Source organism: Allobosea sp. P1_B10 (assembly GCF_056406735.1).
Genome location: NZ_JBFTZP010000003.1, coordinates 345,963 through 362,096 on the forward strand (window position 1 = coordinate 345,963; position 16,134 = coordinate 362,096).

Genomic DNA, 16,134 nt, shown 5'->3' on the forward strand with positions numbered 1-16,134 from the left:
CTATTGCGGCGCGTTGTGCCCGACGCCGATTTCCTGGTCCCAGCGCCGGAAGGCGGCGACGAGGCGCTCGGGCGTCAGCGGCGGACGGGTCGGCAGCTTTGCGATCAGGTCGTCATATTCGGGCCGCCCGAACTCGGCGAGCACGTCGCGGCTTTCCTGCGGCGCCATGGCGAGCGTCACGCCCTTCACCGCTGGGCCCGGATAGAAATAGCCCTTGTCGTAGGTCGCGGCCTGCGCTTCGGGCTTGAGCATGTGCGACATCAACTGGAGCAGGACCGCGATTTTCTCGGCCGGCACGCCCTTGGGGATGCACATGAACTGCGTGTCGGGGATCCAGTGCGTGTTGGCGAGGACGAAGACCTTCGCCTCTTTCGGCACGATGCCGAGCGCGCGCGGGTTGATGTCCCAGCCGCAGGTTGAGACGATGACGTCGCGCGTGCCCTCGCCGAGCTCCTTCATCGTCGGCGTGGTGCCGCCCGGATAGTAGTCGATGCCGGTGCCGAGCTCCTTGAGATAGGCCCAGCTCTTGTCCCAGCCCTTCATCGGGTCGCTGGGGTCGGCATCGCCCAGGATGTAGGGCAGGCCCTGCAGCCAGGTCCAGCCGGGGCCGGAATTGACCGGCCGCGCATAGGTGAAGCGCTTCGGGTTCTGCTTGACGTAGGCCAGGAATTCCTCGGCGGTCTTCGGTACCACCTTGAGGCGCTCGGGCGCATATTCGAAGAGCGGGCCGGACGGCGAATAGACCACCGCCACGCCCTCGTTCTGGCCGAAATTGCGCTGCATCATCAGCGCCTGCTCGTGGTAGATCTCCTCGGCCTTTGGCAGCGCTGCGGCGTGGGACTTCCAGACATCGACCCACAGGCCCTGCTGGATGCCGTCCGACATGGCGCCAGGCCCGGTCAGGACGAGGTCGATGTCGACGCGGTTGGCCGCCTGCTGCGCCTTCAGCTTGGCCGGCAGTTCCGGCGACGGCGCGCGCGAGAAGTTGACGCGCGAGACCAGTTTCGGGTTGGCCTTGACGAAGGCCTCGATGGCCACTTGCGTCAACTGCAGATTGCCGGCGACGTCGATGATGTTGAGCGCAACCGGGCTCGCCGGGGCCTGCGCGAAGGCGCTGCCGGCACCGAGTGCCGCCAGGCTCGCTGCGCCGCCAACGACGCTGCGGCGCGTGAGGTTCAACCCTGCCTTGTCTGTCACTGTCTCTCTCCCTGGGATGTGCGTGCCCTCTATCGGCCTCCCGTGATTGGGAGGCCCGGGGCTTTGCGCGTTCTTGCACCATGCCGGCTTTCGCCGGCATGGACGTTTCATGTCCTCAGCGCTTGCCTCCACGCCCGACGATCTGCGTCGGGTTGACGAAGCGAAGCGCGATGATGAGCCAGACCAGCGTCGTCACCATGTAGATCACCGCCATCGCGTCGATCGACTGCACGGCGCGCACGCCGGCGGCGAAGACCGCGTAATAGAGCGCGACAACCAGCGTCTGGCTGGTCGGCCCGGCGGTGAGGAAGGTCAGCTCGAACATCGCGATGGTACGCACCAGGACCAACAGCAGCGAGGCCAGGATGCCCGGCATCAGCAGCGGCAGCAGCACATAGACGAAGAGCTTGAAGGTGTTGGCGCCGAAGACGCGCGCCGCGGCCTCGATCTTGGTGTCGATCTGCTCGATGAAGGGGATCATCACCAGGATGACGAATGGCACCGTCGGCACCAGGTTGGCGAGCACGACGCCCGACATCTGGCCGGCGAGCCCGGCGCGGTAGAGCACCGTCGCCAGCGGGATGCCGTAGGTGATCGGCGGCACCAGCAGCGGCAGCAGGAACAGCAGCATCACCAGCTTCTTGCCGGGGAAATCGCGTCGCGCCAGCGCATAGGCCGCCGGCACGCCGATAAGCCCGGAGAACAGCACCACCAGGAACACGATCTGGAAGGTGACGCTGAGTACGTCGCCGAGCTGGAACTCGGCCCAGGCGGCGTAGTACCAGCGTGTCGTCCAGCCGGCCGGCAGCCACGTCCCGAGCCAGCGCGTGGCGAAGGAACTCGTCACCACCGTGCCGATCATGCCCAGCAGGTTGAGCAGGAAGAAGCCGATCAGCGCCCAGTTGGCGGCGGCCCAGAGTTTTGTCGAAAGGCGGGTATCTGCAACCATGTCCTCAGCCTTTCCCGCCACCGGCAGGGCCACGATAGAGCAGGCCGCGCGCACTCAGGACCAGAACGACGATGCTGAGCTGGACCACGCCCATGATCATCGCGATCGCCGAGGCCATTGAATAATCGTACTCCTCGAAGGCCGCCTGATAGGCCGCGATCGAGATCACGCGCGTGGGACCCGCAGGCGCGCCCAGCAGCACGGCCGAGGGAAACACCGAAAACGCCTGCACGAAGGAGAGGCAGAAGGTGATCGCCAGGCCCGGCAGCAGCAGCGGGAACATGATCGTCTTGAAGCGCTGCCAGGGGCCGGCGCCAAGCGTCGCGCCTGCCTTCTCGAGGGCGGGGTCGATGCCCGAGAGATAGGACAGCGTCAGAAGGAAGGTGAAGGGGAAGCCGGTGATGACGAGCGAGAGCACCACGCCCCAGTAGTTATGGATTAGCTTCACCGGCGTCTTGATCAGGCCGATGGTCATCAGCGTGCGGTTGAACCAGCCCTGTGGCCCCAGATAGTTCAGCAGGCCCTCTGCGACGAGCACGGTGCCGAGCGTGATCGGGATCACCAGCAGCGTGGTGAGCAGGCGCTGATGCTCCATCAGCCGGACGCGGAAGGCGATCGGCACCGCAAACAGCAGCGTCAGGAACGTGACCGGCAAGGCGAGCCAGAGCGTGGTCGCGATCGTGTCGTACAGGAAGGCGTCCGAGAAGAACTTCGCATAATTGGCGAAAGTCCCGCCGGCCTTGGGCGTGAAGGACAGGAACAGCCCGTACATGAACGGGTAGATGAACAGCGCCAGCAGGAATATGATTGCCGGCAGGACGAGCAGCGTCAGCCCGTCTATGCCACGCGCCGCAAGCCGCTGCTTGAGAGGGATATGGTCGAGGGCGGCGCTCATGCGGCCGTCCCCGTGAAGACGAGCACGCGGGCGGGGTCTGCGCCGAGCGTCACAGTGGCGCCGGGCTCCAGCTTCTCGGCGGCGAGGAAGGACAGGTCGGTGCCGTCCTCCATCCGGGCAAAGCCGACGAATTCACGGCCGCGGAATTCGGTCGAGATCACGGTCGCGACGAGCCCGCTCTGGCCTGCCGGCAGGGGGTGCAGGTCCTCGGGGCGGATCGCGACCTGGGCGGCGGCCCCGCTCTGCACGGGGCCACGCGTGCGGCCGGCGACGCTCGCGCCGCCGACGGCGACGTCCGCACTGCCGCCGGACACCGCTGAAACTCGGCCCGAGACGACATTTCGGAAGCCCATGAACTCGGCGACGTCGATATGGTCAGGCCGCGAGAACAGATCCTCCGGCGTGCCGACCTGGCGGACCTCGCCGTCGCGCAGCACGACGATGCGGTCGGCCAGCGAGAGCGCCTCTTCCTGGTCGTGCGTCACATAGATTGTGGTGGCGCCAAGCGTATTGTGGATGCGGCGGATTTCGGCGCGCATCTCGAGGCGCAGCTTGGCGTCGAGGTTGGAGAGCGGCTCGTCCATCAGCACCAGCGGCGGCTCGACGACGATGGCGCGCGCGATGGCGACGCGCTGCTGCTGGCCGCCCGAGAGCTGGCCGGGCAATTTGTCGACCTGGCTCTGCAGCCGGACCAGCGCAGCGGCTTCCGCCACGCGCTTGTCGATCTCGGCATTGGGCAGGCCGCGCATCTTGAGGCCGAAGCCGATGTTCTTCTTCACGCTCATATGCGGGAACAGCGCGTAGTTCTGGAACACCATGCCGAAGCCGCGCTCCTCGGGCCGCAACGGATCGATGCGGCGGTCGTCGAGCCAGATGCCGCCACCGGTCGCGGGCAGGAGCCCGGCGATCAGGTTGAGCGTCGTCGACTTGCCGCATCCCGACGGGCCGAGCAGGGCAATGAATTCGCCCTTGCCGATCGTCAGGGAGACGTCCTTCAGGGCGTTGTGCGTGCCGAAGTCGCGGCTGAGCCGGTCGAGCCGGAGCTCTTTGAAATTGGCTGCGTTGATCGTCATGAATGCCACAAAGTTGCAGCAGGCGCGTGGCCTGCGATCGATCGGGGGAATTTGGCGAGCCGGCAGAGGGACCCCATCTGCCGGGACAGCCTGAGATCCCGCGCAGGCTCGGCCGAGCTCAGAGCTGCGGCGGCGAGGCGGAAATCGGGTGTCGCGGTGATCTGGTCTTCCATGCCGTCTCCCTCGATGCCGGCTGTTTCGCTCGGCTTGTTGCCCGGCATGACGCTAAGGGAAGGGCCCTTCGCGGCTGACCGATGCGTTTGCCATCCTGCAGCGGTTGACGCTGCCGCGGATGGGTTGGTATGCTAGTATACCAGTGAGCGGAACCGATGCAATGACCTTTTCTGCCGCACGGCAGGGCACCGAGCAGATCTATCGTGCGCTCCGCAACGATATCCTCCAGGCGGCGACACCGCCGGGCGCCGCAATGTCCGAGGCCCGGATGGCCGCGCAGTTCGGTGTCAGTCGCACGCCGGTGCGCGAGGCGTTCAAGCGCCTGGTCGACGAGGGCTTCCTCGTCGTGATCCCGCAGGTTGGCACCTTCGTGGCGCCGATCGATCTCGCCGCCGTCTATGACAGCCAGTTCGTGCGCGAGACGCTCGAGTGCCGCATGGTCGTGCTCGCAGCCGAGCGCATCGACGGAGCCGGCAAGATCGTGCTCGATGATCTCGTCGCCCAGCAGAAGACAGCGATGCAGGCCGGCGACCGGCCGGCCTTCTTCCAGCTCGACGAGGCCTTCCATGCGGAATTGTCGAGGCTTGCCGGCTACGCGTCGGTCTGGGGCCTGATCGAGTCCGTCAAGGCGCAGCTCGACCGGGTGCGCTGCCTCTCGCTCGAGACGCCGTCCTGGTCGGACATGATCCTGCGCGAGCATCAGGACATCGCGGCCTGCGTCGGCAGTGGCGACGCCGCTGGCGCGGAGGCTGCGATGCGCGGTCACCTGCGCACGGTCTTCGATGCGATCGACAAGATCGCGCAGGCGCATGTCGACGCCTTCGACAAGAGCGCGCTGGCGCAACGGCGCGGCTGAACAACAAGGACGGCGCGCCAGGCGCCGCACTCGGGAGAAACGCTATGGCAAGGGGATTTGTCTGATGGAAGAAACCTGGCGCTGGTTCGGCCCCAAGGATGCCGTCGGCCTGTCGCAGATCCGGCAGACGGGCGCGCGCGGGATCGTCACCTCACTCCACGATATCCCCTATGGCGAGGTCTGGAGCCGGGAGGCCATCCGGGAGCGCCAGGCGATCATCGGCGCCGACCCGTCGCTGGGCCTGGAATGGCGCGTGGTCGAAAGCCTGCCGATCCATGAGCGCATCAAGCTCAACGAGGGCGATCTCGCCCCGCTTTTCGACAATTACCGGCAGTCGATGCGCAACCTCGCCGCCTGCGGGGTCAAGACGATCTGCTACAACTTCATGCCGGTGATCGACTGGACCCGGACGGAGCTTGCCCACCCGCTTCCGGGCGGTGGCACCGCCCTGCGCTTTGGCATCGTCGAGTTCGCCGCCTTCGATTGCTACATGCTTGAGCGCCCCGGCGCCGAAGCCGAGTTCTCCGAAGATACGCTTATCAAGGCCAGGGCCTGGGCCCAGTCCGCCACGGAAGCGACCAAGGACAAGCTGCTCGCGACCATCATGGCGGGGCTGCCGGGCGCCTATGAGCGCTATGACATTCCCGGCCTGCGCCGGATGCTCGACCGCTATCGCGGCATCACCCGCGATATCCTGCGCGACAATCTCGCCCGCTTCCTGCGCGAGATCATTCCGACTGCCGAGGAACTCGGCATGCGCTTCGCCATCCACCCGGACGACCCGCCACGCTCGCTCATGGGGCTGCCCCGCATCGTCTCGAGCGGCGACGATATCGGCTTCGTGCTCGGCGCCGTCGACAGCGTCGCCAACGGCCTGACCTTGTGCTCGGGCTCGCTCGGCGCAGGCCCGCATAACGACGTGCCGGCAATCGCCAGGCGTTTCGCCTCGCGCATCCATTTCGCGCATCTGCGCAATGTCGCCAAGGATGCCGACGGTTCCTTCATGGAGGCCGACCATCTCGACGGCGATACCGACATGGTGGCGCTGGTCTCGGTGCTGATGGAGGAGCAGGAGCGCCGACGCGCGGCAGGCGAGGCCAGCTGGCGTATCCCGATGCGGCCCGACCACGGCCACGAACTGCTCGACGATATCGGCCGCCCGACCCATCCCGGCTATCCGATCATCGGCCGGCTCAAGGGCCTCGCCGAACTGCGCGGCGTGATGCGCGCGGTCTCCGCCCACAAGGGCTGGCCGCTGTCCTGATACCCGTTTCCACCTGGCCTTATGCTGACGGGCAGGGCTTCCGGCCGGCCTGCTTTTGGAGTTCATAGACAGACATGTTCGATATCCGCATCGTCCCCGACAAGGATACGCTCGGCTCGCAGGCAGCCGCGCTCGGCGCCGCCGCGATCCGCGAGGCGCAGGCGCGCCATGGCCACGCCAACATCATCGTCGCCACGGGTGCGAGCCAGTTCGAGGTGCTGACCCATCTGGTCGTGGCCGAAGGCATCGACTGGTCGAAGGTCACGGCCTTCCATCTCGACGAATATGTCGGACTGAGCGAGGCCCATCCGGCGAGCTTCCGGCGCTATCTGCGCGAGCGTTTCGTGGCGCCGTTGGGCGGCAAGGTCGAGTTCGTGCCGGTCGATGGCGAGGGTGACCCGGAGGCCGAGACGAAGCGCCTCAACGCGCTGATCGGGGCTAAGCGTATCGATGTGTGCTTCGCCGGAATAGGCGAGAACTGCCACCTCGCCTTCAACGATCCGCCGGCGGATTTCGACACCGTGGAGCCCTATATCGTCGTGAAGCTGGACGACGCCTGCCGCAACCAGCAGTTCGGCGAAGGCTGGTTCCCGACATTCGATGCCGTGCCGGAACGCGCGATCTCGATGAGCGTGCGCCAGATCATGAAGAGCGAGCTGATCATCCTCTCGGTTCCCGACGCGCGCAAGGCAAAGGCCACGCGCGATGCGCTGGAGGGACCGGTCAGCAACCTGCATCCGGCCTCGATCCTGCAGAACCACAAGAACACGGTGGTCTTCCTCGATCCGCCGGCCGCCTCGCTGCTGGCGAAACTTTGAGCGGCGGGGAGGGGAGCGCGCTCATGCTGACCTCCGGCCTCGTCGATCTCCAGGTCAACGGCTTCGGCGGTGTCGACTTCAACGCCGACACGATCACGCCCGCCGAAATCGACCGCGCGCTGGAGGCGATGCTCGCCACCGGCGTGACGCTCTGCCTGCCAACGCTCATCACCGCCCATCCGCATGAGCTCGCGGCGCGGCTGAAGGCGCTGGATGCTGCGATTTCCGCAAGCACGCTCGGGCCAGCGATGTGCCCGGGCTACCACATCGAGGGCCCGTTCCTGAACCCGGGGCCGGGCTATTGCGGCTGCCATCCGGCCGAGGCGATGACGGCGGCCGACCCCGCGCTGATCGAACGGCTGCAGGCAGGGCTCGACCGTCCGATCCTGATGGTGACCCTCGCCCCCGAGATCGCGGGCGGGCTTGGCTTGGTGGCGAAGCTTGCAGCCGCAGGGGTCGTCGTGGCGCTGGGCCACACCRCGGCCGATTTCGATCAGGTCGCGGCTGCAGTGGATGCCGGCGCGACGCTATCGACCCATCTCGGCAACGGCATGCCGCAGCAGGCGCACAAGCTCAACAATGCGATCATCGCGCAGCTTGCCGAGGATCGTCTCTGGGCTAGCTTCATCGCCGACGGTATCCACCTTCATCCCAAGGCGCTGAAAGTCCTGCTTCGCGCCAAAGGATTCGAACGCTCGATCCTTGTCACCGACGCGGTGGTGGGTGCCGCGGCCGCGCCCGGCCGCTACAGCTTTGCCGGCATGGCGGTCGAGCGCGGCAATGATGGCTCCGTGCGGCTCGCCGACAGCACTTCGCTGGCGGGCTCGGCGCTCTGTCTCGACGAAGCCGTGCGCAATGTCGTCGCCTGGGGGCTGGCCGGGTTCGACGAGGCGATCGCGATGGCCTCGCGCCATCCGCTCGCTGCCCTTGCGCCTGCGCTCGAGGCAGCGCGCCTGTCGCCGGATGCGGGCGAGGTCGAATGGGACGCCGTTCTCCGGGTTCGCCGTGTCCGGCTCGGCGACATCAAACGTGATTTTACGACCGGCCAGCACTTGTCTTCATCAAGCGCGGCCTGATTCAATCAAAAAAGGGGAGACAGACGACATGAGCAAGACAGGATCGGGTATCGACCGCCGCACCGTGCTGGGCGGTCTGGCGGCTGCGGCCACGGGGGCGCCTGGCGCTTTCGCCGCATCGCCGGCGCTGCCGGCAGCGCCGGTGACGATCAGCGTCATCGATGTCGGTGGTGCGCTCGCGCTGATGCAGAAGGCCTTTGAGGACTACCGCACGGCCAACCCCAAGCTGGTCTCGCGCATCGCCTTCGTGAAGGCGCCGGCGCCCGAACTCGCCAGCAAGATCAAGGCGCAGCAAGAGGCCGGCCGCGCCGATCTCGATCTCGTCCTGACCGGCAGCGACGGCCTGGCCGCCGGCCTCGACCAGAAGCTCTGGCTCAAGATCCTGCCTGACTACGCCGACAAGTTCCCCAATATCGAGGCCAATTACGAGCCCGCCGCGCTCAACCTGCACAAGGTCCAGGGCGACGGCTTCGGCGTGGTGATCAACTACTATCCGTCGGGTCCGCTGCTCGAATACATGCCCGACCGCGTCAAGCAGGTGCCGACCACCGCCGAGGAGCTGCTGGCCTGGGCCAAGCAGAACCCCAACAAGTTCATGTATGCCCGTCCGACGAACTCCGGCCCGGGCCGTACCTTCATGATGGGCCTGCCCTATCTCCTGGGCGACAAGGATCCGCAGGACCCGGTCGGCGGCTGGGACAAGACCTGGGCCTATCTCCAGGAGCTCGGCCAGTACATCGAGTATTATCCCGCCGGCACCGGCGCGACGATGAAGGAGTTCGGCGACGGCTCGCGCGACATCATCATCTCGACCACCGGCTGGGACATCAATCCGCGCGCGCTCGGCATCGTGCCGAAGGAAGCCAAGATCCAGACGCTCAAGGGCTTCCACTGGGTCTCCGACGCGTTCTTCATGTGCGTGCCCAAGGGCATCCCGAACGACCGCCTCGCCGTCGTGCTCGACATGATGGCCTATGTGCTCACCCCCAAGGCGCAGGCCTATTCCTATGACGAGGGCTATCTCTATCCCGGCCCGGCGGTGAAGAACGTGCCGCTCTCTCTGGCCCCTGAGTCGAGTCAGAAGGTCATCGCCGAGTTCGGCCGTCCCGAATATGCCGACCTCATCGCCAACAACCCGATCGAACTGCCGCTGAAGCCCGACAAGATGGTCGTCGCCTTCCGCAAATGGGACGAGCTGGTCGGGGCCAAGCGCGCGCGCTGAGCGCAGCGACGCGTCCAACGCCTTGACGCGTGGCGGCAGACCCCTGCCGCCACGCGTATTTTTATTGTGCGCCCCGGAGATGCGCTCCTGCGCAGGCCGGGGAGCTATCGCTGCAGAGTTCCGCAATGCTCCCGATTGGCGGCACCTAAGACCTATTTCCGACAGATTTGAACTTGCGTGAAAGCGTCAGTTGACGCAAATGCGTCTGCTTCCAGCAGGGGCAACCGAAGATGACTGACGACTGGATCAAGCAACGCGCTGAGAAATCGCTCTCCCAGATGATCGACTGGATCGGCCGGCATGACAGCCGCAGCGCAGGCCTGATGGGCATCACGGTGGCCATGATGGGCGCGCTTTCGGCCGCGACCCCGGCCGTCAAGTTGTGGAGTGGCCTTTTCATGGTCGCGCTGGCGCTGTCGGCGACCGGGTTCGGCATCGTGCTCTACCAACTGATGCGCGGCCAGATTCCCCGGATGCGGGCAGGGAAGCCGTCATTGTCCTTTTTCGGGAGCGTGGCGGGCATGCCTCAGGATGAATTCCGCGAGCGTTTCATCAACCTCACCGAGGAGGAATACCTCGAGGACGTCCTGAACCAGTGCTACGTCAACGCGCGCATCTTGCGGTCCAAGTTTCGCTGCCTCAAGCGCGGCCTGACTGCTTTGCTGATCACGGCTCTGCCGTGGACATGGGCGATTTCATTGGCTAAATCTCTATAAAGTTTATACATATACAATCAGCTGCGGTGAATCGTGCCATGAGATGCGCGATCCCTTGCGGCATGTGTAGTATACGCGCTGCGTCCGCTCCAGGGGGGCGCTGCCGGGCTGGGCATTCGGGGCATCGTCATGTTTCGTCGCGTTATCGGCCGGGGCCTTGCCGGCCTGCTTGCAATGAGCGCCCCGGCGGCCGCCCTGGCGCAGGAGCCGTTTCCGCGCGCTGCCGGCCGGGTCGGCGCCATCGTCGCGACCAAGGGTGGCGAGGAGCTGCAGTTCCCGCGCGAGCCGAGCTGGCGTCCCGCGATCGTCCGGCAGGATGTCGTCGGCGGCGATACGCTGCGCACTGGCGAGATCGGTACGCTCGGCATCACCTTCGCCGACCAGACCACGATCCGCGTCGGCCGGCAGTCGACGCTCGTCGTCAACCAGATCGCTGCGGCGTCCCCGACCGGCAATACCGAGCTCACTTTGCCGGCCGGCAATGTCTGGGCCCGCGCCTCGCGCGGCGGTTCCGGCGTCACGGTGAAGACTCCCGCGGCCTCAGCGGCGATCCGCGGGACCGACTGGTCGCTGTCGGTCCAGGGCGACCGCACCTCGCTGGTGGTGCTGGAGGGCGTTGTCGAGTTCAGCAATCCGCAGGGCTCGGTCACGGTCCGCCAGGGCGAGGGCGCCAGCGCGCGTATCGGGGAGCGGCCAACCAAGATCGTGCTCGTGCGGCCTGACGACCGCGAGCAGATGATGTTCTACATGGAAATGCGCGCGCTGTTCCGGGGCTTGCCTGCAAGCCGCCTCGACGGCTCCGCACGCCGGAGCGAGCGCAGCCGCCTTGCGGCCATTCCCGTGACGGCCCGCAGCACCGAGGACTGGGTCGGGATCGCCGAGAACGGGCTCGGCCATGACCGGCCGGAGCTCGTGCTGCAGGCGGTGGCCGAGGCGCGTCGCCAACTGGGCCAGAGCCCGGCCTTCGTGCCTGGTCCCAATGACGACTGGACTGCCGGCCGGCCGGAGAGGCGCCCCCGCGCCGGTCATGGCGCGCTCAGTGCGCGGCTCGATCTGGTCGAGGCGATGCTCGCCGGCATGGCCAAGCGCTACAAGGAGGCCGCCGTGCTGTTTGCGCGCGCCGAACGCGGCACGAGCGGTCGCCAGCGCCAGACTGCCCGATGTGGGTATTTCGCCGCAGCCACCATGGCCGACCCCAAGCGTGTCCGGCCGATGCCGCGCCCGGGCAATGCCGACCAGAATATCTGCGCCGCTTTCGCCGTCGCCTTCGGCAAGGGTCTCGAGGACGCTCGGACGATCCTCGACAAGAACGAGAAGGCCGCGCCGAGGAACCTGCTGTCGGCGATGCTGTCCGCCCAGGTCTCTCTGCTGCTGAACCGCCGCGACGAGATGCGCGCGACCGTCGAGCGGATGCGCGCGGTCGATCCCGACAGCCCCGAGACCCTGCTGGCCTCCGGCTATCTCAAGAGCGCGATCGACAGCGATCTCGACGGGGCCGTTGCGGATCTGACGCGGGCCGCGCAGATCGCACCGGGCGACGGGACGATCTGGAACGGGCTAGGCCTTGCCCAGAGCAGCCGCGACGCCAATCAGGAAGCCGAGGTCGCTTTCCGGGAGGCCATCGCCGTCGACCCGTCCGATCCCGTGCCTTACGCCAATCTCGCGATCCTGCTGCTCGACCAGAGCCGCGTCGAGGAGGCCGGCGCGCTGATCGAAAAGGCGCTGTCGCTCGATCCCTCGCTCTATGTAGGGTACACCGCCAAGGCGCGCTATTTCCTGCAGAAGGGCGACACTGCCAAGGCAATGGAGTTCGCGCTCGCCGGCAGCGCCGCCAACCCGGCTTCGGCCCAGAGCCTGCTCGTCACCGCGATCACCCAATACCAGAGCGGCGATCTCGACGTGTCCGCGCAGGCGCTCGACAATGCCGACCGGCTCGATCGCAACGACCCCGTCACCTCGATCGTGCGGACCGCGATCGCCGTCGACCAGATGGACGCCGACGCCGCCATCATCAATGCCCGCGAGGCGGTGCGGCGCTATCGCAACCGCGGCGGATACTTCGCGGCGCTCGCCTCGACCCGCACCGGCGGCTCCTATCTCGGCCAGGCCTATCGTCTGCTGAACCTCGAGGACTGGGCCCGCTTCTATACCGACCGCGTCGCCGATTCCTTCACGTCGAGCAGCTATTTCGATCAGGCCATCGCCCGCCGCCCGAGCCCCTTCTTCGCGCGCCCGACGCTCGACCAGGTCATCGGCGCAGACAGTTCGGCCGTGGCCGGCAGTCTCGCGATCCAGGGGCTGCTGCTGGACCCACTTGCGGTCGCGGGGCGTGTCGGGCGCATCGACCTGCTGCGCATGCCCTTCCTCGATGCCGAGATCGGCGGCGCCGCGATACATCGCAACGGCCGCGCCGGCTGGCAGCAGGACGTGCTGGTTCAGGGCTTTGCCAACACGCCCGTCCCGACATCGGTCTCGATTTCGGCGGCCCAGGAGCGCACCGCATCGCGTCGAGGCGCACCCGGCGGCGTCGATAGCCGCAGCGCCAGCCTGTTCGTCGGCATGGCCCCGAGCGCCACGGATCGCTTCCTGCTCTGGGGCACGGCCAATTCGACAGCGCCCGACCTGCTGTCACCGGACCGCAATCTCGGCGATGCCGATGTCACCAAGCTCAAGGCCTACCAGCTTGGTGTCGGCTGGAGCCATTCGCTCGGCTATCGGAACGTCGTGACGGCGACGCTCCAGGCAAACCGGGCCGACGAGACGCGGGATCGCTATGCGCTTGCCGCGACGGTCGATCCCTTCTTCGGCCTGCTGCCCACCTTTATCGCAGGCCGCACCCTTTCCAAGGCGCGGGTCGACTCGCTCTCGGGCACGATAGGCCATGCCATCGGCGTCGGCGACTTTACCCTGCGGACGGGCCTGGAAGGGGCTCTCGGCCGCATCTCGGGCTCCACCGCCACGGAGGAGACGCTTTCGATCCCCGCGATCCCGTTCACGGCAGCGGATTCGAGCTTCGACGGGGCCAAGTCTCGCTACAAGGCCGGGCGCGCCTATGGCAACCTGATCTGGCAGCCCTCGGACATCTTCCAGCTCGAGGGCGGCGTGCATCTGGTGGCGACCGATTTCGACCAGCTCGGCTCCAAGACCTATGTCGATCCGCGCGTCGGCGTCGCCTTCTCGCCGCTGGACGGGCACTGGCTGCGCGCCGCCTGGCGCCGCGATGCCGGGCTGCCGGCGGGCTTCACCTTGTCGCCGATCACCACGGCGGGCCTGCTGCCCAACCAGCTCCCGGTCGAGCTCGGTGGCAGCACGGAAACGCTGGCGCTTCGCTGGGACGCGGAATGGACGCGCAACATCTTCACGTCGGTCGAGTACCAGAGCCAGCAGGCAACGCAGCTGCGCTTCGCCTTGCCCGATACGCTCGATCGTTTCGACCTCCGCAAGGCCCGTATCGACTACGTCACCGCCACCGCCAATATCTGGCTGACGCACGGCATCGGCGTGTTCGGCACGGTTGGCATGGCCGATTCGAAGACGCCCGACGGCCTCGGCGGAGATGTCGACGTGCCCTTCGTGCCGCGCCGCTTTGCACGCGCCGGCGTGACCTTCGTCCATCCCAGCCGCATCAAGCTCTCGGTGATCGAGAACTACATCGGCGAGCGCTACGATTCGCCCGGCGGCATCAAGCTCGACCCGTTCTGGACCACCGACCTGACCGCGAGCTACGAGACCCCCGATCGCCGCTTCCTGTTCGGCGTCGCGGTGCTCAACCTGTTCGACAAGCGTTATGATCAGGTCGCGGCGCGCGCCACCAGCGATGCCATTCCCGGCGCCAGCCGTACCATCGCGGGTTCGCTCAGGGTCCGGTTTTGACCGTCGACGCCCAGCCCGCATTGGGCCGGGCCCCCGGTTTCGGGCGGCGCTACCACGATTTGCTGCGGGCGCTGCGCGCGCGCCCCCGCCTTCGCAATGTCCTGCTGGCCCTTCTGGTCTCGCTTCTGGTCGCGCCTCTGCATGGTCGAGCCGGTATCCGCACGCTTGAAGCGATGGCCTTCGACATCCTCTCCACGACCGCGCCTCTGCTGCCGGCACAACCGGGAGCGATCATCGTCGGCATCGACGAACCCTCCTTTGCCGAATTGCCGGAGCGTTGGCCCTGGTCGCGCAGCGTCCATGCCAGGCTGATGGAAAGCCTGAAACGCGCCGGCGCGGGCCCTGTCGGCCTCGATATCGTCTTCTCGGAACCGTCCACGGAGGCGGCCGATGCAGAACTCGCCGCAGCGCTGGGCCCCGGCCATGTCCTGGCCGCCGACCGCGAGGTCATCGCGATGGCGCATGGCACGCAGGTGTCGCGGATAGGTCCCTTGCCTGCCCTGACAGCCAAGGGCGCGGCATCGGGCATCACCTCGGTCGATCTCGATGGCGATGGCGTGCTGCGGCGCTTTCCGGCCGTGCCCGAGAGCTTCGCGGCGGCCCTGCTGCACGAGCGTGGCGAGACGGTTCCCGTCATTCCGGATCGGGCGCTGGTCCAGTATCTCGGCGGCGCGCGCACCTACCCGACCGTGTCCTATTACCAGGCGCTCGACCCCGCTGGCTTCCTGCCGCCCGACTTCTTCAAGGGCCGCACCGTCCTGGTCGGGCTCAGCCTGAAGTCCGCGCCGACGGCGCAGGCAGGCGGCCCCGACGCCTTCGAGACGCCGTTCACGACCCAGACCGGGACGCTGACCGCCGGCGTCGAGGTTCACGCAACGTTGCTCGACAATCTCAGCAATGGTCTCTGGATCAGCCCCGCCTCTCTCGGCGCGATCGCCGCCGCCATCGCCCTCTGCGCGCTCCTGGGCTGCGGGACCGGCGCGGCCGCGATCTCCTGGCGGACGGGCGCCACCGCGATCGTCCTGCTCTTCTCGATCGTGGGCGCAAGTTGGCTGCTGCTGCGCTTCGGCCGCGTCTGGCTGCCGCCCGTGACCCCGGCGCTGGCTGCCTTTACAGGATTTGGCGCCCGGTTCGGTCTCGACTACGCCCGGGAAAGGCGCCTGCGCGCGGCGGTCTCCGAAGCCTTCTCGCGCTATGTCACGCCGGATCTCGTCGACGAACTCGCCCGCAATCCGGACTCTCTGAAGCTCGGTGGCGAGAGCCGCGAACTCAGCGTGCTGTTCTGCGACGTCCGCGGCTTCACCAGCCTGTCCGAAAGGCTCAAGGACGATCCGGCGCGCCTGACCAGCCTGATCAACAGGCTGCTCGACGCGCTCTCTGAGCAGGTGCTCGAGGCCCGGGGCACCATCGACAAGTATATGGGCGACTGCGTCATGGCGTTTTGGAACGCGCCCCTGCCGGAACCCCGCCATGCGCGCGCGGCGGTAAGCTCCGCGCTCGAAATGGCGAAGGCGGTCGACAGGCTCAACCGCGAACTGCAGAGCGAGGACCCGAACCTGCCGCCACTCGCCGTCGGCGTCGGCGTCAACACGGGCATCTGCGTCGTCGGCAATATCGGCTCGCGCTGGCGCTACGACTACTCCGTGCTGGGCGACACCGTGAACCTGGCCTCGCGGCTCGAAGGCATGACCAAGGAGTACGGCGTCGGCATCATCCTGGGCGAAGGCACGGCCGCGCTGCTCCGGGAGGATTATTTCGTGTTCGAACTGGACCGCATCGCCGTGCGGGGCCGCCAGCAGGCGACGCCGATCTTCACGGTGCTCGGCCCGGCTGGCTTGCGCGACACCGCCGACGGCGCGCGTCTGCTCGCCGCCCATGCGCGATTGTTCCGGGCGCAGAGCGAGGCCGATCTCGCGGCCTGCCTCGATGCCCTAGCCGAGTGTCGCGCCGCCTGGCCCGCGATGACGGCCTATACCGCGAAGATGGCGGCGATCCTCTCCGAGCGGCTCGTCTCGGCCTGA

The 16,134-nt window shown here is 67.1% G+C and carries 12 protein-coding genes; 8 read left to right on the forward strand and 4 right to left on the reverse strand.

Annotated features, from left to right (window positions below; genetic code table 11):
* The 4 genes from AC1D2L_RS09010 to AC1D2L_RS09025 form a co-directional block, all read right to left on the reverse strand.
* Entirely contained in the window at positions 1-1,179 is a 1,179-nt protein-coding gene (locus AC1D2L_RS09010; protein ID WP_476845845.1) for an ABC transporter substrate-binding protein, read from the reverse strand.
* Positions 1,180-1,312: 133 nt separating this feature from the next.
* A complete protein-coding gene (locus AC1D2L_RS09015) occupies positions 1,313-2,146 on the reverse strand; it encodes an ABC transporter permease (RefSeq protein ID WP_476845518.1) in 834 nt (277 codons plus the stop codon).
* A 4-nt stretch (positions 2,147-2,150) separates the two neighbouring features.
* Positions 2,151-3,041: an ABC transporter permease gene (locus tag AC1D2L_RS09020; RefSeq protein ID WP_476845519.1), complete on the reverse strand. Its 891-nt coding sequence runs from the start codon at positions 3,039-3,041 to the stop codon at positions 2,151-2,153.
* A complete protein-coding gene (locus AC1D2L_RS09025; protein ID WP_476845520.1) occupies positions 3,038-4,114 on the reverse strand; it encodes an ABC transporter ATP-binding protein in 1,077 nt (358 codons plus the stop codon). The genes AC1D2L_RS09020 and AC1D2L_RS09025 overlap by 4 nt, the downstream gene beginning before the upstream one ends.
* A 334-nt stretch (positions 4,115-4,448) precedes the next feature.
* Here AC1D2L_RS09025 and AC1D2L_RS09030 point away from each other — a divergent pair, with 334 nt between their 5' ends.
* The 8 genes from AC1D2L_RS09030 to AC1D2L_RS09065 all read left to right on the forward strand — a co-directional run bounded on the left by AC1D2L_RS09030 (position 4,449) and on the right by AC1D2L_RS09065 (position 16,134).
* Positions 4,449-5,144 carry a GntR family transcriptional regulator gene (locus AC1D2L_RS09030; RefSeq protein WP_476845521.1) on the forward strand — a complete coding sequence of 232 codons (696 nt, stop codon included), beginning with the start codon at positions 4,449-4,451 and terminating at the stop codon, positions 5,142-5,144.
* A 64-nt stretch (positions 5,145-5,208) separates the two neighbouring features.
* On the forward strand, positions 5,209-6,408 hold the full coding sequence (uxuA, locus tag AC1D2L_RS09035) for a mannonate dehydratase (RefSeq protein WP_476845522.1): 1,200 nt from the start codon (positions 5,209-5,211) through the stop codon (positions 6,406-6,408).
* Between the two features lie 74 nt (positions 6,409-6,482).
* On the forward strand, positions 6,483-7,226 hold the full coding sequence (locus tag AC1D2L_RS09040) for a glucosamine-6-phosphate deaminase (RefSeq protein ID WP_476845523.1): 744 nt from the start codon (positions 6,483-6,485) through the stop codon (positions 7,224-7,226).
* Between the two features lie 23 nt (positions 7,227-7,249).
* On the forward strand, positions 7,250-8,302 hold the full coding sequence (locus AC1D2L_RS09045) for an N-acetylglucosamine-6-phosphate deacetylase (RefSeq protein ID WP_476845524.1): 1,053 nt from the start codon (positions 7,250-7,252) through the stop codon (positions 8,300-8,302).
* Positions 8,303-8,330: 28 nt separating this feature from the next.
* Entirely contained in the window at positions 8,331-9,524 is a 1,194-nt protein-coding gene (locus AC1D2L_RS09050) for an ABC transporter substrate-binding protein (RefSeq protein WP_476845525.1), read from the forward strand.
* Between the two features lie 230 nt (positions 9,525-9,754).
* Complete coding sequence (locus tag AC1D2L_RS09055) at positions 9,755-10,240, forward strand: Pycsar system effector family protein (RefSeq protein ID WP_476845526.1); 486 nt, start codon at positions 9,755-9,757, stop codon at positions 10,238-10,240.
* 129 nt (positions 10,241-10,369) lie between these two features.
* The gene (locus AC1D2L_RS09060; RefSeq protein ID WP_476845527.1) at positions 10,370-14,113 is read left to right on the forward strand and encodes a FecR domain-containing protein; all 3,744 of its coding nucleotides are present in this window, start codon (positions 10,370-10,372) and stop codon (positions 14,111-14,113) included.
* On the forward strand, positions 14,110-16,134 hold the full coding sequence (locus AC1D2L_RS09065; protein WP_476845528.1) for a CHASE2 domain-containing protein: 2,025 nt from the start codon (positions 14,110-14,112) through the stop codon (positions 16,132-16,134). The genes AC1D2L_RS09060 and AC1D2L_RS09065 overlap by 4 nt, the downstream gene beginning before the upstream one ends.